23 protein-coding genes are annotated in these 20,213 nt (G+C 36.1%); 3 read left to right on the forward strand and 20 right to left on the reverse strand.

The genetic code is table 11. The annotated features are described in order from the left end of the window. The first annotated feature begins 249 nt into the window (after positions 1–249). Genes EVJ48_00005 through EVJ48_00015 form a run of 3 tightly spaced genes read left to right on the forward strand, consistent with a single transcriptional unit; the run spans position 250 to position 2,741 of the window. Positions 250–954 (forward strand): response regulator transcription factor, encoded by a 705-nt coding sequence (locus tag EVJ48_00005; GenBank protein ID RZV40341.1) that lies wholly within the window; start codon positions 250–252, stop codon positions 952–954. After that, complete coding sequence (locus EVJ48_00010; protein RZV40342.1) at positions 944–2,188, forward strand: HAMP domain-containing histidine kinase; 1,245 nt, start codon at positions 944–946, stop codon at positions 2,186–2,188. Before EVJ48_00005 ends, EVJ48_00010 begins: the two co-directional genes overlap by 11 nt. A gap of 31 nt (positions 2,189–2,219) precedes the next feature. Then, a complete protein-coding gene (locus tag EVJ48_00015) occupies positions 2,220–2,741 on the forward strand; it encodes an FxsA family protein (protein RZV40343.1) in 522 nt (173 codons plus the stop codon). Between the two features lie 63 nt (positions 2,742–2,804). Here the strand turns inward: EVJ48_00015 and EVJ48_00020 are convergent, their stop codons facing one another. The 20 genes from EVJ48_00020 to EVJ48_00115 form a co-directional block, all read right to left on the reverse strand. Continuing rightward, positions 2,805–4,907, reverse strand: a complete 2,103-nt coding sequence (locus tag EVJ48_00020) for a hypothetical protein (protein ID RZV40344.1) — start codon at positions 4,905–4,907, stop codon at positions 2,805–2,807. After that, positions 4,904–5,716 (reverse strand): 4Fe-4S dicluster domain-containing protein, encoded by an 813-nt coding sequence (locus EVJ48_00025; protein RZV40345.1) that lies wholly within the window; start codon positions 5,714–5,716, stop codon positions 4,904–4,906. Before EVJ48_00025 ends, EVJ48_00020 begins: the two co-directional genes overlap by 4 nt. A 70-nt stretch (positions 5,717–5,786) precedes the next feature. Next, positions 5,787–6,959 carry a hypothetical protein gene (locus EVJ48_00030; protein RZV40346.1) on the reverse strand — a complete coding sequence of 391 codons (1,173 nt, stop codon included), beginning with the start codon at positions 6,957–6,959 and terminating at the stop codon, positions 5,787–5,789. Between the two features lie 20 nt (positions 6,960–6,979). Further along, positions 6,980–8,473, reverse strand: a complete 1,494-nt coding sequence (locus EVJ48_00035; protein ID RZV40347.1) for a hydrogenase 4 subunit F — start codon at positions 8,471–8,473, stop codon at positions 6,980–6,982. A 6-nt stretch (positions 8,474–8,479) separates the two neighbouring features. After that, positions 8,480–9,154, reverse strand: coding sequence for a hypothetical protein (locus EVJ48_00040; protein ID RZV40348.1), 675 nt, complete (start codon positions 9,152–9,154; stop codon positions 8,480–8,482). A 3-nt stretch (positions 9,155–9,157) separates the two neighbouring features. Further along, positions 9,158–10,129, reverse strand: a complete 972-nt coding sequence (locus tag EVJ48_00045) for a formate hydrogenlyase (protein ID RZV40349.1) — start codon at positions 10,127–10,129, stop codon at positions 9,158–9,160. 176 nt (positions 10,130–10,305) lie between these two features. After that, positions 10,306–10,758, reverse strand: coding sequence for a hypothetical protein (locus tag EVJ48_00050; GenBank protein RZV40350.1), 453 nt, complete (start codon positions 10,756–10,758; stop codon positions 10,306–10,308). Further along, positions 10,752–11,048, reverse strand: coding sequence for a nucleotidyltransferase domain-containing protein (locus EVJ48_00055; protein RZV40351.1), 297 nt, complete (start codon positions 11,046–11,048; stop codon positions 10,752–10,754). The genes EVJ48_00050 and EVJ48_00055 overlap by 7 nt, the downstream gene beginning before the upstream one ends. Positions 11,049–11,205: 157 nt before the next feature. Then, positions 11,206–11,934, reverse strand: a complete 729-nt coding sequence (locus EVJ48_00060) for a ribonuclease PH (protein RZV40352.1) — start codon at positions 11,932–11,934, stop codon at positions 11,206–11,208. A gap of 6 nt (positions 11,935–11,940) precedes the next feature. Beyond that, positions 11,941–12,096: a hypothetical protein gene (locus EVJ48_00065; GenBank protein RZV40353.1), complete on the reverse strand. Its 156-nt coding sequence runs from the start codon at positions 12,094–12,096 to the stop codon at positions 11,941–11,943. Positions 12,097–12,247: 151 nt separating this feature from the next. Then, entirely contained in the window at positions 12,248–12,784 is a 537-nt protein-coding gene (nusB, locus tag EVJ48_00070) for a transcription antitermination factor NusB (protein ID RZV40354.1), read from the reverse strand. Then, on the reverse strand, positions 12,726–13,205 hold the full coding sequence (locus tag EVJ48_00075) for a 6,7-dimethyl-8-ribityllumazine synthase (GenBank protein RZV40570.1): 480 nt from the start codon (positions 13,203–13,205) through the stop codon (positions 12,726–12,728). Before EVJ48_00075 ends, nusB begins: the two co-directional genes overlap by 59 nt. A 49-nt stretch (positions 13,206–13,254) precedes the next feature. Continuing rightward, the gene (locus EVJ48_00080) at positions 13,255–14,460 is read right to left on the reverse strand and encodes a bifunctional 3,4-dihydroxy-2-butanone-4-phosphate synthase/GTP cyclohydrolase II (GenBank protein RZV40355.1); all 1,206 of its coding nucleotides are present in this window, start codon (positions 14,458–14,460) and stop codon (positions 13,255–13,257) included. Positions 14,461–14,526: 66 nt separating this feature from the next. Further along, positions 14,527–15,228: a riboflavin synthase gene (ribE, locus tag EVJ48_00085; GenBank protein ID RZV40356.1), complete on the reverse strand. Its 702-nt coding sequence runs from the start codon at positions 15,226–15,228 to the stop codon at positions 14,527–14,529. 59 nt (positions 15,229–15,287) lie between these two features. Then, positions 15,288–16,466 (reverse strand): bifunctional diaminohydroxyphosphoribosylaminopyrimidine deaminase/5-amino-6-(5-phosphoribosylamino)uracil reductase RibD, encoded by a 1,179-nt coding sequence (gene ribD, locus EVJ48_00090; GenBank protein RZV40357.1) that lies wholly within the window; start codon positions 16,464–16,466, stop codon positions 15,288–15,290. Next, a complete protein-coding gene (gene nrdR, locus EVJ48_00095; protein ID RZV40358.1) occupies positions 16,435–16,893 on the reverse strand; it encodes a transcriptional repressor NrdR in 459 nt (152 codons plus the stop codon). Before nrdR ends, ribD begins: the two co-directional genes overlap by 32 nt. Continuing rightward, complete coding sequence (locus tag EVJ48_00100; protein RZV40359.1) at positions 16,890–18,140, reverse strand: serine hydroxymethyltransferase; 1,251 nt, start codon at positions 18,138–18,140, stop codon at positions 16,890–16,892. Before EVJ48_00100 ends, nrdR begins: the two co-directional genes overlap by 4 nt. A gap of 25 nt (positions 18,141–18,165) precedes the next feature. Further along, entirely contained in the window at positions 18,166–18,615 is a 450-nt protein-coding gene (gene rpiB, locus EVJ48_00105) for a ribose 5-phosphate isomerase B (protein ID RZV40360.1), read from the reverse strand. Between the two features lie 7 nt (positions 18,616–18,622). Continuing rightward, the gene (gene fabF, locus EVJ48_00110; GenBank protein RZV40361.1) at positions 18,623–19,879 is read right to left on the reverse strand and encodes a beta-ketoacyl-[acyl-carrier-protein] synthase II; all 1,257 of its coding nucleotides are present in this window, start codon (positions 19,877–19,879) and stop codon (positions 18,623–18,625) included. 36 nt (positions 19,880–19,915) lie between these two features. Further along, positions 19,916–20,149 carry an acyl carrier protein gene (locus EVJ48_00115; GenBank protein ID RZV40362.1) on the reverse strand — a complete coding sequence of 78 codons (234 nt, stop codon included), beginning with the start codon at positions 20,147–20,149 and terminating at the stop codon, positions 19,916–19,918. Positions 20,150–20,213: the final 64 nt, after the last annotated feature.

Raw genomic sequence — 20,213 nt, forward strand, 5'->3', positions numbered from 1 at the left:
ATTTATATTTTATTGAATATCGATTGGCATTATCAATATTAATCGACATCCGGAACGGTTAATTTTAAATTTTGCGAAGCGGTTGCGTTATTTGCTATCATTATATTAACTTAATGCGGCCGCTTCCGCCGTCTTATTTATCAAATTAATATAGTAATGCAATTTAATTCGATATTTATTATATTATATCCTTTAAGGCACGCTAAATTTTAACAATTTTTTTTATTTTACATACTATCATTAAATATTATGACAAAAGTTATAATGATTGAGGACGACAAAGAAATCGCCGAACTCTTAAAAGAATATCTTTACAAATTTAATATAGAGCTGGTAAACTTTGAAACGGCGGAAGGCGGACTTAACGCTTTAAAAGAGAACGCAGACGGCTTTGACCTTTTAATTCTAGACCTAACGTTACCGGACTCCGACGGATTGGAAGTATGCAAATCTGTTTCTCAATTATATGCCCTTCCGATAATTATTTCTTCGGCAAGGGGCGATTATTCCGACATAGTAACGGGACTTGAAATAGGCGCCGACGATTATGTCGCAAAACCATACAATCCGCGAGAACTTGTAGCGAGGATCAGGGCGTTAACCAGAAGAAAAGCGTCTAATAAAAGCAATGTTGCCGGCAATAATGAGGTTGATAACGGCGGCGGCTTTGAAATAGACGAAAACAAAATGCTTATTAAAAAAAACGGAAAAACCGTCGACTTAACCTCAGCGGAATACGAACTTTTTTTACTTTTATATAAAAATAAAGGAAACGTTATTACAAGGGATTATATTTTGGAAAATATTAAAACTATGAGCTATGAGAGTATAGACAGGACGGTAGACGTTTTGATAGGAAGAATAAGAAAAAAAATAGGGGACGATACGCGAAATCCAAAATACATTAAGTCCATAAGGGGTTACGGATATAAATTTTACTCCGATGAAAATTAACAGGCACTCCGTATTGTTTAAAATAAATATAGTTTTTATTCTGTCTTTCGCGGTACTGCTGTTTTTCTATTTATTTGCGCATAAAATAATAAACCGCGTCGAAACTTTCAAATTTCTTAGAAAAGCAGTGTTTCTGGTTAAAAAAAATAAATTGAAAGACGCCGAAATGTTTGGCATTAATTTATTAAAAAATAAAAAAAATATCGATAAGATTTTAAAAAACGGCAAAATTATATTAAGAAGAAACCCTCCCCGCCTTAATTATACGCTTAATTTACTTAGCTCAGGCGGAAATAAGTATTTATATTTCAAGTCTAAAACGGGAACAACTAATCTTTTATTACAAAGAATTTCGGGCATAAACGAAAGGCAGAACGTTTTATTAGCCGCATGGATAGGTTTAAACGTTATACTGATTCTTTTATATATCAGTATATTCCGCTCTATAAGGCCTCTTAAAAAATTAAGGGACAATATAGAAGAATTTAAAAATGGAAATATATACGTCGATTTAGGCGGTTATGCATCAAGAAAAGACGAGATAGGATTTTTAGCGAAAGAATTTAAAGAAGCTGTAGATAATCTTAAAAAAACCATGAATACTAGAGTTTGGTTTATTAGAAACATAGCCCATGAATTAAAAACGCCTATTACTAAAGGAAAAATTGCCCTCGAATTATTAAAAGACGAAGACGAAAATAAAAAAAGAATATTTTCGGACATATTTAACAGGCTTGAAATGCTTATAAACGAACTTTTCGCCGCGGAAAAAATAGCGGCGGGAAGCGAAATTTTAAATATGAACGCCTGCAGTTTAAAAGATGTAATCGACAGGGCAACCGAACTGCTTTTCGTAAAAAACGACGGCATTATAAGCGTTATTTCCGATAATACGAATTATACGGTTAAAGCGGATTGCGAACTGCTTAGCATAGCTATAAAAAATTTATTGGATAATGCGGTTAAATTTAAAACTAACGAGGAATCGGCCGTCACCGTAAACATAGAAAAAGGCGTTTTGAACATAATAAACGAAGGAGCAAAACCTTCTATTTCAGAAGACGCTATGTTTGAGCCTTTTGCAAAAGATATTAACGCAAAAAATAAAGACGGCTTCGGACTCGGTTTGTATATAACAAAACAAATAATAGAAAAACATGGATTAAAAATTATATACGAATATACGGGCGGCAAAAATATTTTTAAAATAGATTTAAATAAAATTCAAATTTGATTATTATTTAAATTCGTTGTATATTAAATAAATGGGGTTATTTGGAAAAATTTTTTTTGCAATAGTTATAGATATATTTTTAGAAATTTACGTATTTATTGAAATAGCCGAAAGATTGGGCTATGCCGAAACAGCCGGCCTTTTGATATTATTTAGTATAGCCGGTTACGTAATAACTAAAAGAATTAAATATGCCGCTTTTCAAAATGCGCTATCCGATTTTTCAAAAGGAAAAATTTTAAATAAAAATTTTATTAAATCGGCGGCTTACTTTATCGCCGGAGTGCTGTTTTTTATTCCCGGATTTATAACCGACTGCATAGCGGTTCTTTTTTTGATTCCGTTTTTAAATTATTTTCTAATATATCTGATATTTAAATACTTCAAAAATAAATTGAAAGGCAATTTTACTTATTATTATCATAACGTACATAACGAAGCCGAAGACGGCATGGATGTATTTACGACGGAAGCCGGAGAGGCTGAAGATCTCGACGCTGATGAAAAACCGCATAAGACTAATTTAATCTCCCTGCCTTTTAAAAAACACTAAAATAAATAAAATATTGCTTTTTTATCGTTTCGTTTTGAAACTGTCCCTCCTGCATTATAAATTTTACAAGGGTATCATAACGATTATAAAAAAAGCCGCGATAAAGACGAAGAATATATAAAATATGTACAAATTTAAAGAACCGTTCTGCATAAGTTCGGTCGTTACGGAACTGATTTTTTCGAACAGTTTTATCAGGGGCAGATATAGATAATATTCGATAAGCGGAAATATATAAGAGCCGTAACCGCTTGAATTATGATAATAAGACGAGTAAGGAAAAGGGTTTTTAAGTTCGTGAGGATGTTTTGATGTTTCGCTTTGAACATGTACCCTGCTTCTTTTTTTATAAACAAGATTAAACATAATTCTTAAAGCATTGGAAAAACCCAGCGCCGATACCTGCGCATGCGGATTTATTAAATTTTTGCTTCCGCCGCCTGTCCATGCGTAATCCACGAAACGCTGCTTGGGTTTTACTATAGTTTTATATAAAATATAAAGGATTAATATAAACGCGATAGATACGAAAAACAGGTAAACAGGGCTTGACGCAGAAAACGAGCTGTAATAAGGTATAAATATATAATTTTTTAATATTTTACCGCTAATATTAATGTGATATATAGACTGCGATACTTTTGACAGAACCGGAGTATATAAAAACATAAAGCCCGCCAACGATATGCCGATAAGCGCCGGTATTAAAAGGGCTATATTCATAGAAAACGGAACTTCTTTCGCTTGTTTTGCTTCCTTTGACTTCGGCAAACCGAGAAACGTAAGTCCGTATAATTTTACGTAAGTCGAAACAGCAACGGCCATACTTAAAGCCATTATGGCTCCTACCGTAAAAATAAGTATCCTTGGAAGAACGGAACTTATATGAAAACCTAAAAAAACAACCTCGAGATTGAGCCATTCGGAAACGAACCCGTTAAGCGGCGGAATTCCGGCGGCGGATAAAATCCCTATAAATATAAGCACTCCGGTCAAAGGCATGCCTTTTAAAATTCCTCCGAATTTATCGATATCGTGGCTTCCCGTTTCATATTCTATATTTCCCGAACCCATAAATAAAAGGCTTTTAAAAAACGCATGATTTATTAGAGCATATAGCGAGGCGACGAGAGCAAGCGCTGAGAGACCGGCCAAACCGAAATAATTATAATAAAGCGATGCGCCTATTCCGGTTAATATCAAACCCATATTATCGACGGTAGAATATGACAACAGCACTTTAATATCATGCGTCTGAGACATATATAAAACGCCGAAAAACATCGTTGACGCCGCAATAATCAATACGATTGAACCAAGCATTAACGCAGTGTTTAGCGGATGAAGAACATAAAGTCCAAACCTGATGACCCCGTAAACTCCGCAGGACGTCAACACGCCGCTTAAAACTCCGGACACTCCTGAAGGCGACGCGGGATGAGCCTCAGGCAGCCATATATGAAGTGGAACTATGCCCATTTTTGCCCCGAAACCGAATAAAAACAACAGAAAAACTATTTCTTTTACATAAGCCGGCATCGTTAAACTTTTAAGCGTTTCGAAATTAAAACTATTTGCATGCAAATATAAAATTATTAAACCGACTATTATAAGCATTGCGCCTATTTCCATTATGACCGCCATTAAAAAAGCTGCCCTCTTGGTTCCCTTGACATAATGTTTGGTCATTACAAGAAAATAGGAAGATACCGCCATAATTTCCCAAAAAATTATGAATATAAAGCCGTTAAAAGAAATAATGACGTAATAAACGCTGATAAGCATTATGCCGAACAGGAACGAAAAAAGCGGCGTATTTATCTCTCGCCCTATCTTTTCGATATATTTTATCTGGTAGAGGGCTATATAAAAAAATACCGAAAAAATAAACAGTATAAAAAAATCGCTTAGCGGGTCGAATTTTAATATTATTCTGCCTGCCGGAAAAAATCTTCCAATCTGAAACGACAGGTTTAAAAGATTTCCCGCTTCCATAAACGAAATTACCGAATATAAAACAGCCGTAAAGGAAGCCGCCATATATAGAATGTTTGAAAAAACGAAGGGTATGGATTTAAATCTATCCCCCGAAATCAAACCTATCATCGAAACAATAACGCCGGATAACGAAAAAAGTAAAAATAGATAATAATAATTATACATCATTTTAAACCGCCATTTTTTATTAACAGCAAAACGTTTAATATTTCAAAAGGATTTGGCGGACAGTGCGGCAGCATAATTACGTTTTCGTTATCGAGTAAAGCAAGCAGGTTTGAATCCTCCGCCCCCTTTGCCGTTTCGTTCTCGAAAATGCCGCCGAAAATAGCGCATGAACCTGCCAAAACGATAAACCTCGGTTTCGGAATATTATCTAAAACATTTAAAAATACCTCCTTCATTCGTTCCGTAAAAGTTCCGGTCGCAAGCAAAACATCGGCAAACCTTGGACTTGGCGTAATAAATATTCCTAACCTGTGCATATTGTAATACGGATTGTTTAACGCGTTTATTTCCGATTCGCACGCCCCGCAAGAACCCGTATCTATATGTTTAACAAATAACGATTTTTTAAAAATTTTTTTATCGGCCGTATAATTTCGCGGACGTATATTGAAATCTAATCCTGCTGCATAACTTATTGCGCCGATACCTCCTGAGCCGTTAACATCGATACAAACGTCTATGCACAATCCGCAAAAAATACACCTTTCCGCATCGATAACTTTTAACGGCGCACATTCCTTTATTTCTTCTTCACCGGATAAATTACTCAGGTTTATTGCTTTCGTCGGACAAACAAGTTCGCACTCCCTGCATTTCCGTTCCCGCTCGTTGTCTTTTTTTGTCAAATTTAAACATTTCCGTTCATTTATTTTTATCGATGAGATAAACCCGTCGTAAAAATCGTTTTCTTTAGGAAATTTAACCGATTTTATTCCGAATTTTAATCCGTTATAAGTCCAGAAAGCCATTATGCTTTAATCCTTATATTATAATTCATTATTATATTGATTTTTTTAACTTTATTGTTTTTGTTCCGCTTCATTTATCCAATGCCGCAACGGAAAAATTATAACTCGTCTCGTTTATGTTAAAATCCATCATCATCGTATTTTTTGTACCGCAGGCAAACAATTTATAATTATTTTCAAACGGATATTTTATGCTTATTTTTTTAAAAATAGTACCGTCAAAATCTTTTATATAACAAAAAATTGCTCCTTCGGACGATTCCGCGTATCCAAAACCGTGCTTTGACTTTTCGTCTTTAAAATATCGGTTTTCCAAATCCTTCGACTCTTCAAATTCTTCCCGCTTCGATAAATAATCCGCCGTGTAACGAAATCCGTTTCGTTTAAGCATATCGCGACAGTATTCAAGTATATTTAAAGACTGCCCTATTTCTTCAATTCTGACCATATATCTCGAAAAAGCATCTCCGTCTTCAAATACGACGGGTTTAACGTTTATTTTACCGTATAAAAGATACGGCCTGTTTATTCTTAAATCTGATGAAATACCTGCGCTTTTTGCTGCAACTCCTTTTGCGCAGAACCGCTTTGCCGTTTTTAAATCTATTTTTCCGGTAGTCTTCAATCTGTCTATGTGGGATTTTGTTTCCATATTTTTTTTAATTATTTCCTGAACTTTATTTACGATTAATCTTACGGAATTAAAAATATTTTCGATATCTTCGAGCGATAAATTTACTCTGATTCCGCCTATTTCGTTAATGCCCATAAAATAACGGGATTTTAAATACTTATGAGACAACTGTTTTAACGCCTCCGCATGATAGGCATATAAAGCGGAAGGAACCTGAATATAGGTGGACTCGGCTATTTCCGATAAATTTTCTATATGGTTTCTGATTCTTTCAAATTCTGCAAAAAACATTCGCAGAATTTTAATATTATTATGTATTTTATCCTTAAGCCCTAAGAAATCTTCAACGCCGAGGCAGCAGCTCAGGGATGCGGAAAAAGCGTGAAGTCCCGATATTCTCTCTATAAGCAAAATCTGTTCGTATAAATTTCTTTTTCCGGCAAGAATGGTTTTAACATTTCTTGTCTTATAACCTGCCGTAATTTCTAAATTATGAAGCTCTTCCCCCGACGACAGAAAATTAAATAAAATAGACTCGGAAACGCCTTTTCTTACCGGACCCCAGATAAACTCGTAATCTCCCAAAAATTTATATTTGCCGTGATTCATAACTTTTGTAAATTTTTATTTTATTTTATTTTAAAATTTATGATATGGACTATCCCAATTAATAAATTATGCAGACCGCTTGGAATATAAAATCCTAAAATTAACGATGCCGCGAGCGGCAGTAACATAGGCACATATGAAAACGGCGAAAAATCGCCTCTTTCCTCGTTAAAATTTTCGTCCGCTTTACCGAAAACCATTGAACCAGATTTCGTGAGTAAGCTTATAAAAGCAGCTAATAAAAAACCTATTAATATAACAGCTATCAAGTAATAACCGTCTTTTAAACTCTGAAGTATAATTAAAAATTCGCTTATAAAGATTACCGACGGAGGAACTCCGATCAACGCAACGGAACCTATAGAAAACAAAAAAGCGGTTTTCGGCATAATATGAAAAACTCCCTTGATTTTTTTAATATTTTTAGTCTTGAACTTATGTAAAAAATTCCCGGCGCCGAAATACATTGTAGATTTTGTCAGGGTGTGTCCCAACATCTGTAAAAGCGCCCCAAACGTTCCAAATATTCCGCCAAGACCGAAACCTAAAGTAATTATTCCCATATGCTCTATGCTGGAATAAGCAAAAAGCCTTTTTGAACTGTTTTGGTAAATTATTCCCATTACTCCTATAAAAATTGAGAATATGCCTACAGCAATAAGTATAACCTCGGGATAACCGAACCCTAAGCTTTTTCCGGCAATACCGAAATATCTAATAATACCGTATAGGGCTACGTTTTCTAAGGATGCCGATAGCATAGCCGATACGGGAGAAGGTGCTTCCGAATAGGCGTCGGGAACCCATGTATGCATAGGAGCAAGTCCTACTTTTGTCCCTAATCCTATTACTATTAATACAAAAGCTATACGCACTATACCTTCGTTAAGATAAACGGCATTTGAACCAAGAACCGTCCAGTCTAAAGATGAAACTATGTTTGCGCTTCCAGGAATGTTTCCTGAAAGGTAGAATAAGATTGTGCCTAGAAGAGCAAGCGATATTCCGGAAGACACTACTAAAATATATTTCCATGCAGCTTCTATAGATTTTTCGGTAACCTCGGATATTACCAAAAAGGAGCTTGTAATAGTCGTAAGTTCGATATCTATAAGGTAAACCGCCATATTATTAATCATAGGGGCAACCAGCATAGTCAACGCAAAAAGATTAAAAAAAAGTTCATACCTAAAAAATTCATTTTCGGTCATCTTTTCATTATTTATAGCGAGCCTCATATATGAAATACTGTAAATAGACGAAAGAAAATAAACTATACTTACAAGCAGAATTAAATAAGCGGAAAATTTGTCTATTGCTATCGCATTATTAAACAAAAAAATCGGTTTAAAATTTAACACAAAATAAAGAATAATAAACGCGCCTATAATATCTAAAGAAGATGCTAAAAGACTTATGTATTCCGCAAATCTTTTATTTTTTAAAATATAAGAACTTAAAGATGCGACTATCGGAATTATCAAAACTATAACTATAAAAAGTTTCATATTCATATGATTTTAACCTACCAGTCTGTTTAACATAGAAGTGGAAAATGATCCCGTCCGCATCTTCATAAACATCGAAAGAATCAGCATTGCCGTTACCGTTACCAGAATATCGAATAAAACTACCAGCTCTACTATTATCGGAAGAGTTGGAACTACGACGACCGATAAAAGAAATATTCCATTTTCTATAACAAGAAGTCCCAAAATATGCGTTATCGTAGTAAATCTCGAGATAATCATAAAAAATCCTACAAATATTAAACTTAAAGCAATTGAAGCAACATTTACGACTATTTTAGAAGAAAACGGGGAAATCAATCTGTATATCAAAAAATAGGCAAAAACCGTTAAAACAACGCCTGAAATAATTGAAAACGGTATTTTAAGGGTCAATTTTACTTCTTCTTTAATGTTAAATTTTTTTATCATTTTTAAAAGAATGTAAGGAACAAATATAGTTCTTACGAAAAGCGTTAAAAAAGCGACAAGATACAAATCTACGCTTTGGGCTTCTATTCCCAGAATCAGGGTAAGGACGAATATTAAAAATGACTGGAAACCGTAAGCGTGTATATAAAACGAAATCCATCTAGAACTCAGCATTACGAACGAGGACAAAAGAACCATCGATACCAGAAGGTCTTCGATAACGTAAATGTAAAGCGGCATTGAGTATCCAAGCATTTTTTAAAACCCCTTGTATTGAAAAGTCATTATGGCAAGCACGCTTAAAACAAACGCGGCTCCGAAATATTCTTGATACCTGAAAAACCTTAATCTTGAAATTGCCGTATCTATCACTGCGGCGATTACCCCGATTGCAAGCATTTTTATAACAAGGGTTGCTATAGCTATAATAAGAGAGACCGGCGTATGATTTACAGCTAAACCCCATGGAAAAACCAGAACGTTCAAAAAAATAACTAAAAGTAAAAACTGCTTCATGTATCCCGCCCATTTTAATAATGCCAGATACGGCCCCGAGTATTGTAAAATCCTAGCTTCCTCAATCATACTCATCTCGGCATGGGTAGAAGCGTTAATAGGCCTCCTGTCCGTATCGGCTAAAAATAACAGGAAAAAGGCGGCAATTATCATAAAATGCGGCGAACTGAAATAAAGAGGCAGGGACGCAGTTATAGTATGAAGCATAACATAAGGAAGAGTCGATTTTGCGATTAAAGCAACGCCTACAAAAACAAGAATTAAGGTAGGTTCGGAAAGAATGGCAAGAAGGGTGGCGCGCGAAGAACCTAACCCGCCATAGCTTGTGCCGAGGTCAAGGGACGCAATATTTATAAAAAATGATGAAAGAGAAAACAGAAACGCTCCGCCCAGCATATCGCCCATAAACCCGAGAGGAAGCGGATATGCCGTTAAAACAGGAATCAGAAGGGTTATGAGTATCATCGAAATAAAAGAAACAAACGGAGCCGACCTAAAGACAAACGATGCATCCTTCGGTATTAAAATTTCTTTATGAAAAAGTTTATAGAGGTCGTAATATGGCTGAAAAACCGACGGTCCGGTCTTGCCTTCTATGATTTCTTCCGCTTTCGATATAAACCCTGCGATAAATGGAGAACTTAATATAACCGTTAGAACCTGAAAGACTTGAAAAACGGTCGAATTTAGGCATAAATTTAGATAGCCGCTCATTATAATAAGCCGATACTCCTTTTTCTACATTACGTTTAATCAATAAATCGGCAACGCTTATAATACTGCGTCAACCAATATGCGATGTAGGAGTTATTAGCTTGTATTTATACAAAGCGGTTAGGCAAACCCCATTGCCGTATTTTTTATAATTTTGGCATATTACGAAAAAATTGTCAAGAAATTATTTTTTTATTTTTAAGATATTTTATTATGTTTAAATAAACATTACAAATATCTTCGAAGACCGTCGTCGCCAGTTTTATATCTTTTACGATTTCCTCTTCATTAAGAGGATATTCATGCGATAAACCGTTCCTTAATTCCCTATAATCATTCCATTTATCTGCGCTGTCTATTATTTCTAATTTTTCCATTTTATCAAGAATGTCTATAAAAGACATATTTCTTTTATATTCTCCTAAACTCGCCAAAACTTCCTTAAAAAGCTTTTCGCCCATTAAGTCCTGAATTTTAATAAAACGAAAAATAAAAGAATCTATAACGCGCCTTTTGTTATCGTCGTCAAAAAATTGCGGCATTAACGCATTCCAAGATTTTATTTCTTTATAATCGCTTTCGGCTCTTTTTATATTAATATCAATAATTTCAAGCGTTTCTTCTAACATAGTAAAATTCCCTCGTTCTTAGCCGTTTCCTGAATAGGCTTAAATTGAGAAGAAGGAGTTTTTACTATTAAATCCACTTTTCTGTCTGCCGCAAGCCTGCGAAAGCTTGTTAAAAACTTAAGTTCTGCAAGTTTTTCGATATCTTTATCAGTTTCAATTAATATATCTATATCTCCGCCCTTCTTATCGTCGTATATTCTGCTTCCGAAAAGATAAACTTTAGCATTATTGCCGAAGTATTTTTTTGCCTGTTCTATCAATACCCTTTTTTCTAAATCGGAAAGTCTCATTGTTTTTTGATATATTTACTGTGAAAAATATTAATTTATTTGTATTTTATCATAAAATCTAATATTTTTAACAAAATTTGTTTTGACATGATGAATTTGATTAAAGAATAAAATAGTCGTATGTATTTAGAAAATAAAGAGGATTCTAATAAAAAAACTATATTGCCGTATTGGATATTGCATTATTCTGCAATTCCGTGATTTTTGCAACCGCCTTTTTAGAAAGGTTATAAAGTTTGTCGAGAACTTCAAATTCTATAGGCGTTTTTTCGGCGCATCCCTGAATTTCGATAATTTTTTGGCTGCCCGTCATTATAAAATTAAAATCCAGATCGGCGGTCGAGTCTTCCGAATAATCTAAATCTACCAGAATTTCTCCGTTTACTATGCCTATGCTTATTGCGGCGACGGAGTCGTAAAACGGCATTTTTTCAATTTTTTCTTGTTTTATGAGATTTAAAAACGCTAAGTATGCGGCTACGTAAGCGCCGGTTATGGAAGCCGTTCTCGTTCCGCCGTCGGCGTTTATAACGTCGCAGTCTATAAGAATAGTTATGCCGGGAAAATATGAAAAATTAATAACCGACCTAAGCGACCTGCCGATTAATCTCTGTATCTCCTGCGCCCGCCCGTTTACTTTTCCTTTTGACGAATCCCTCGGTATTCTGCTTTGCGCAGACCTTGGGAGCATCGAATATTCCGCCGTAAGCCATCCTTCTTCTTTGTCTTTTAAAAACGGCGGCACCTTATAATCTACGGATGCGGTGCATATTACTTTAGTATCTCCCGCTTCAACGAGACAAGAACCTTCGGCATATTTCATATAACCCGGAGTTATAAGCATAGGTCTCATTTCGTCGACAGCTCTATTATTGTTTCTTAACATTTTTATTTATTCCCAGTTTTTATTTTTTATGAAAAATACATAAAGGTCTTTTAAGTTTACCGCATTTAGCAACTGCACGCCCATTAAAGAACATAATGCGGGTATATCGTTTAACAAAGAATCCTTATCCGAAATTACGGTTAAGATATCGTTTTGTTTCAAAGTTTTAAGTTTACGGACGACCGCCCATACCGGAGGGCCTCAGCAAAGCCCTCTGATGTCGAGTACGTTAATGCCGTAATTTAATAGTTGTTTGTTCTCCATTTTTACCCCTTTCTAATTTGATTAGTTAAGTTTTATCTGCCGAATTAACTTATTTAACCTTTATCGCCGCATCTAAAATACCGTTAATAAATGCAGGAGATTCGTCGTTTCCAAATTTTTTTGCGATTTCTACCGCCTCGTTAATAACGACGTTTTTGGGAGTTTCAGGCGCAAAAATAATCTCGTAAATAGAAAGCCTCAATAAATTTCTGTCCACGCGCGACATTCTTTCTATACTCCAGTTTTTGGAAATATTTTTTATTACTTCGTCGATTTTTTTTAAATTTATCAGCGTTCCCTTAACTATTGAAGAAAAAAAATCTAATATTTCCGCTGTATCTTTCTTTTTATTTAAATCTTCTTTTGTTTTTATAAATCCGTCTCTCTTTAGGCTTTCCACCGCAAAATCGTTATAAAATCTGTTTATTTTATAATCCAAGTTGCTTATATCGCCGTCTTCTTCGTATAAAAACTGCAACGCCAGCTCTCTTGCTTTTCTTCTTTTGGTCATATACGGCTTTTTATTTTCAGCTCTTCTTAATTTTTGCGTAAAGACTTGCCATTTCGACCGCAGACATTGCGGCATCGAAACCTTTATTGCCCATCTTAGTTCCTGCGCGCGATATAGCCTGTTCTATTGATTCCGCAGTTATAATTCCGTAACTTACCGGAACGTTATAATGAATCGAAAGTTCGGAAATTAATTTCGTAACTTGATTAGATAAAAGGTCAAAGTGAGTGGTCTCGCCTCTTATTAACGTTCCCAAGCATATTACGGCGTCATATTTTTTTGTTTCCAGCAGCATTTTTACAGCCATAGGAATTTCAAACGCTCCGGGGACTTTTACTACGGAAACGTTATCATCCACAGCGCCAGCTCTTTTAAGATAATCTAAGGCTCCGGACAAAAGTTTGCCGTTAATAAAATCGTTAAATCTCGATATAACTATGCCGAATTTAAAACCGGCGGCTTTCAGCTCTCCTTCAATCAAATTAAAACCGTGCATTCCCATTGCATACTCCCTTAAATTAAATAATTAAATTATAATTATGGTTTTACTTAATTTTCAGCAGATGTCCCATTTTTTCTTTTTTAGTTTCCAAATAATGTTTATTGGTTTCGTTAGGACATATCTCTATGGGGACCCTTTCGACTACACTTAGTCCGTATCCTTCAAGCCCTATTATTTTTTTAGGATTATTAGTCATAAGCCTCATTTTCCCTACTCCTATATCGACCAAAATTTGAGCGCCTACGCCGTATTCCCTTAAATCGGCTTTAAATCCTAATTTTTCGTTTGCTTCTACCGTATCGTAGCCTTCGTCTTGAAGGTTATACGCCTTTAATTTATTTACCAAGCCGATTCCCCTGCCTTCCTGCATTAGATAAAGTATTACGCCTTTGCCTTCCTCGTCTATCATTTTCATAGCCGCCTTTAACTGGTCTCCGCAGTCGCACCTCATAGATCCGAAAATATCTCCGGTAAGACACTGCGAATGGACTCTCACCAAAACGGGTTCATTCTTGTTAATTTCTCCCTTAACTAAAGCAACATGTTCTTCAAAGTCTATATCGTTAGAATAAGCTATAATTTTAAAATCCCCTGCAAATTCGGTAGGAATTTTAGATTCGACAAGCCGCTTAACGTGTTTTTCATGTTTAAGCCTGTAATTTATCAAATCTTTAATAGTTAAAATTTTAATATCGAATTTTTTTGAAAACTCTATTAAATCAGGCATCCTCGCCATAGTTCCGTTGTCGTGCATTATTTCGCATATAACTCCGTATGGCTTTAAACCTGCTATTCTGGCTATATCTATAGAGCCTTCCGTCTGTCCGGTTCTTGTTAATACGCCGCCGTTTTTACCCCTAAGAGGGAAAATATGGCCGGGTCTTACCAGGTCTGAGGGTTTTGCGTCGTCCTTTATAGCCGTTAATATAGTTTTCGCCCTGTCGTGCGCAGAGATGCCGGTCGTAACTCCCTCTTTAGCCTCAATAGAAACAGTAAACGCCGTAGTAAATTTTGACTCGTTATTAACCACCATAGGCGGGAGATCTAAACTGTCGGCTTTTTCTTCGGTAAGCGTAAGGCATATTAAGCCTCTGGCATATTTCGTCATAAAGTTTATAATTTCAGGGGTGGTATGCTCTGCCGCTACTACTAAATCTCCTTCATTTTCCCTGTCCTCGTCGTCGACGAGTATAATCATTTTACCTTCTTTTATATCTGCAGCCGCCTCTTCTACGGTAGCTAAACTCATAATCGGTCATCTCCTTTTTTTAATGCAATCCACAATACTATAATTAATATATATGCGCTATAATTTTTAAATAAACCCGTTTTCGGTTAAAAATTCCATCGTCACGCCCCCCGCTTTGCCGTAGCCGTTTCTTTCTTTGACCGCATTACCTTCGCCGCCGCGGATAAGTTTCGACGCTCCTAAATCGTTTAAACGGCTGACGACCGTTCTTTCTATTATATCGGATTCGATATTTACGTAATCGCCGGTAGTTTTATAATTAAGATTAGTTTCTCTATATGTTAACGGAATAATGCTGACTAAAAATGTATCGCTTTTAACTTCGTTAACCGTAAGGCTGATTCCGTCAATAGACGCCGAACCTTTTGCGATTATGTATTTTTCTAAATTATCGTCTATCGAATGCGTTATTTTTATGCCGATTATTATAGAGTTGCCGAATTTTTTAGTTTCGGTTATTTTCCCTATGCCGTCTATGTGTCCTAGAACAAAATGTCCCGAGATATCCGAATTAACCGAAAGAGCCGGTTCTATATTTACGGCTTCGTTAATTTTCAAATATTTTAACGCGGACGCATTAAACGTCGCAGGCGTATAATCGAAAGATAAAACCGGATAAGCTATTTTTTTCACAGTAAGGCAGACTCCGTTAACCGAAATACTCTGCCCTATATATGCGCTTTTTCCGGCGCCTTTTACGGCTATCGAAATAACGCCTCCGCTTATAGATTTAACTTTCCCAAGCTCTTTTATTATACCGGTAAACATAAAATATACATTATCCTAAAATTTAATATATTTATACTTCTACGCTAAAATATAGCGGTCTAAGCAAATTCGGGATAATACGATAAAAATACATCGTCTTTAATTTTTTTTACGGTTAAATCTGAAAAATTAATTTTTTCGTTAAATTCAAAATTTATCAGTCCAAACAAATCTAACCCGTTTTTTCTTCCTAAAATATAAGGAGTAACATTAAAAATTAATTTATCGCAAAATTTTTCTTTTATCAGCGAACTAAAAAGTTCCGGACCGGCTTCTGCTAATATTCCGGTTATTTTTAATTCACCGCATTTTTTAAACACATATTCCAAGTTTAATAATTTTTTACCTTCTTTAATATTATAATATACATCTGCTATAATTGCACCTTTTTCTTCTAATTGCTTTTTTCTTTTCACCTTTGCTTCATCGTAATCATTTGAAGCAAAAATTAAAACATCGCCGTGACTTTTAAAAATTTTTGAGTTCGGAGGAGTATTTAAATAAGAATCTAAAACTATTTTAGTCCATCTTTTTTTTAGAAATTTTTCTTTCATATCGGATTTATTTATTCTAACGTCTAACGAAGGGTCGTCTTTTATTAGGGTTTTTGCCGATATCATCACGGCATCGTTGATAAACCTGATATAATGAGTATATTCTAAAGATTTAGGCGACGAGATATATACTTTTTCTGTATCGGTTTTATAGCCCAAATTTCCGTCTAAAGTAACGGCCTCTTTAACGGTTATAAAAGGCATACCCGTAGTTATGTATTTAAAAAAAATTTCGTTAATCCGATTAGCTTCTTTTGAGAGAACGCCGTCTTTTACTTCAATACCGTTATTTAGTAAATATTCCAATCCTTTTCCCGATACCAAAGGGTTTGGGTCCTTAATCGCCGATACTACTCTTTTTATTCCGGACTCTTTAATTTTATGCACGCACGGAGGAGTTTTTCCGAAATGGCTGCACGGTTCTAACGTTACGTATATAGTACCGCCTTCGGCATCTTTTCCCGCATTATTTAAAGCTATAACTTCCGCATGGGGCTGACCCGCTTTTTCGTGAAATCCTTCGCCGACTATAATACCGTTTTTAACTACTACGGCTCCGACGGCTGGATTGGGAGAAGTTAATCCTTGTCCTTTTTTTGCAAGATTTAAAGCTCTGGCTATAAAATATTCGTCTTTGTCGTATGTATGTTTATTAAGATTTTTTTTTGATGAGTTCGGAGACATTTTCGTATAACTCGTTTATATCTTTAAAGGAAAGATAGACGGAAGCAAACCGGACGTAACTTATTGCATCCAAATTTTTTAATTTATTTAAGACATGCTTTCCTATTTCTTCGCTTTTTATCTCTTTTAAATTAGTTTCCTCGAACCATTTCTCTATTGAAATTACTATTTCTTCTATGTTGTAGTACGGAACGGGCCTTTTCTCGCATGCTTTTATTAAACCGTTGAGAACTTTTTGCCTGTCGAACGATTCTCTTCTTCCGTCTTTTTTAATTATTAAAGGAGATGAAGAAATAACGGTTTCTAAAGTCGTAAACCTTTTTCCGCAGACGTTACACTGCCTTTTTCGTTTAGTAGATCTACCGTCTTTCGATATTCTCGAATCTACGACTTTGTCGTCGTCGTTAAGGCAAAAAGGGCATTTCATAATAATGTTTCATACAGAGGGAACTTGGCGCATAAAGCATGTACTTCTTGTTTTATGTCGTTTTTGACTGTTTCGTCGCCGGGATTTTTTAAAACTTCTACTATAAATTCGCCTATTTTTACCATCTCGTTTTCCTTCATGCCTCTTGTCGTAACCGCCGGAGTACCTATCCTTATTCCGCTTGTAACGAAAGGAGATCTTTCGTCGAACGGAATCTTGTTTTTATTTACTGTTATACCTACTTCGTCTAGTAATGCCTCCGCCTGTTTGCCGGTCATTTCCGATTTTCTGAAATCTACAAGCATCAAGTGATTATCCGTACCGCCGGATATCAAGGAAAAACCGTTACTTTGAAGCGTATTGGCAAGAGCCGCGGCATTAAACACGACCTGCCTCTGATAATTTTTAAAATTTTCGCTTAACGCTTCTTTGAAAGCCACGGCTTTTGCGGCAATTACATGCTCGAGCGGACCGCCCTGAATTCCTGGAAATATTGCCGAGTTAAGCTCCTTTTCGTATTTAGCCTTTGCAAGTATAATTCCTCCTCTGGGACCCCTTAGCGTCTTATGCGTCGTAGTAGTTACAAAATCGGCATAAGGTACTGGGTTTGGATGAAGATCCGCCGCTACCAATCCGGCTATATGCGCCATGTCCACCATAAGATAGCAACCAACCTCATCTGCTATATCCTTGAATTTTTTAAAATCTATAATTCTAGGATATGCGCTTGCGCCGGCAATTATCATTTTAGGTTTATTTTCTATGGCTATTTTTCTTAATTCTTCGTAGTCTATAGTCTCCGTAGATTTATTTACTCCGTAAGGAATAATATTGAAATATTTGCCTGAAAAATTTACGGGACTTCCGTGAGTTAAATGTCCTCCGTGGGATAAATCCATTCCGAGAACGGTATCGCCGGGTTTTAAAAAAGCGTAAAATATGGCCATATTTGCCTGAGATCCGGAATGAGGCTGAACGTTTGCATATTCGGCGTTAAATATTTTTTTAATCCTGTCTATTGCAAGCTGTTCTATATCGTCTATATAGCCGCATCCGCCGTAATATCTTTTTTTTGGATATCCTTCCGCATATTTGTTCGTTAAAACGGAACCCTGCGCCTGCATAACCGCAGGAGATACAAAATTTTCGGAAGCTATCAATTCTATTGAGTTTCTTTGTCTGTTGACCTCTTTTTTTATAAACTCGTAAACTTCGATATCTGTTTCTTCAAGATTTTTAAAATCCAATTTATTTTCACCTTTTTAAATATTTTTATATATTTAGTTTCTCTATAGAACTTATTTTATTAATTCTGTTTTCATGCCTGCCTCCTTCATATTTTGCAGACATAAACCTGTCTATAAATCTTAATGCTTCCGTGGGAGTAGTAGTCCTTCCGCCCATCGTTATTATATTAGCGTTGTTATGCTCTTTCGCAACCTGCGAAGTATATTCGTCGTATACTAACGCCGCCCTGATCCCGTCAACTTTATTTGCCGTTATTTCCATTCCTATTCCGGTACCGCATACTAATATTCCAAAAGAATTTGCATCTTTATCTTCTTTGACTTTTTCGGCTACTTTCAGCGCATAATCCGGATAATCCACGCTCTTTAAAGAATCCGTCCCAATATCGAGATACTTTACGCCTTTTTTTTCAAGCGCATCTTTTATAGATTCTTTTAATTCAAAACCGGCATGATCAGAACCTAAATATATCATGTATGTATCAACCCTCCCATTTTTTAAAGACTAACGTAGCGTTAGTGCCGCCGAAGCCGAAAGAATTCGATATGGCAAACTTTATGTCCCCTTTTTGAGCCGTGTTAGGGACGTAATCCAGATCGCATTCTTCATCCCTTTCTTCAAGATTAATAGTCGGCGGTATAATTCCCGTTTTAACGGTCAACACTGTAGCAACCGCCTCTATTCCTCCTGCGGCTCCTAATGAGTGCCCTATCATAGATTTAATAGAACTTATTTTAAGTTTATACGCTTTATCTCCAAAAAGCTGTTTTATAGCTTTGGTTTCATTTAAATCGTTATAATAAGTCGACGTCCCGTGGGCATTTACGTAATCCAAGTCGGCTGGATTTATCCCTCCGTCTTCAATCGCATTTTTCATGCTGTAATACGCGCCTTTAGCTTCGGGATCCGGCGTAGATAAATGATATGCGTCCGAAGACACTCCGTATCCTACTATCTCGGCATATATTTTTGCTCCTCTTTCAAGCGCGGAATTCATTTCTTCCAAAATTAATATGCCTGCGCCTTCGCTGACTACGAAACCGTCCCTTTGTTTATCAAACGGCCTTGAAGCCTTATCGGGTTCGTCGTTCCTTGTGGAAAGAGCTTTCATAGCGTTAAAACCCGAAATACACAGAGGCGATATAGTCGATTCGGCTCCTCCGGCTATCATTGCGTCGGCATCGCCTCTTGCAATAATTTTATAAGCGTCTCCGATAGAATTTGTACCGGTTGAACAAGCCGATACCGTACTTGCGTTAGGCCCTTTTGCTCCGGTCATTATAGAAACCTGCCCCGGAGCAAGATTTATCAAAAGCATCGGTATAAAAAACGGGGAAATCTTTTTGGGTCCGCTCTCTAAAAGCATAGTGTGATATTTTTCTATAGTCATAAGACCGCCTATGCCGGCTCCAATCCAAACGCCTATCTTGTGGGCGTTAGCATCGTTAATTTGAAGCCCCGACATATCTAAAGCCATCTTAGACGCTGCTACGGCATAGTGTATGAACTGATCCATCTTTTTAACTTCTTTTTTTTCTATAAATTTTTCCGGATCAAATCCTTTAACTTCGCCGGCTATTTTTGTCGTATAGCCTTCGGTATCAAATCTTGTAATGCGTCCTACGCCGCTTTCTCCTTTGATCATTCTTTCCCATGAAGTTTCTGCGTCGTTGCCGAGCGCCGTAATCATGGAATATCCTGTTACGACGACCCTTCTTTTGCAATTAATTTTTTCCATAATAAGAATAATTTAGTACATTGTAAATAAATTATATTATTTTGTATGTTCGTCGATATATGAAACGGCATCCTGAACCGTTTTAATTTTTTCGGCATCTTCGTCGGATATTTCTATTCCGAATTCTTCCTCGAAAGCCATAACTAATTCGACGGTATCTAAAGAATCTGCTCCGAGATCCTCAACGAAAGAAGCTTCGTTTGTAACTTCATCGGGCGTAACTCCCAACTGCTCGACGATAATCTCTTTAACCTTGCTCTCCACTGACATTTATTTTCACCTCCTCCTTGTTATATATTATATATTATGGGGACAGAATTCAATTCTGTCCCCA

Source organism: Candidatus Acidulodesulfobacterium acidiphilum (assembly GCA_008534395.1).
Lineage (GTDB): Bacteria > SZUA-79 > SZUA-79 > Acidulodesulfobacterales > Acidulodesulfobacteraceae > Acidulodesulfobacterium_A > Acidulodesulfobacterium_A acidiphilum.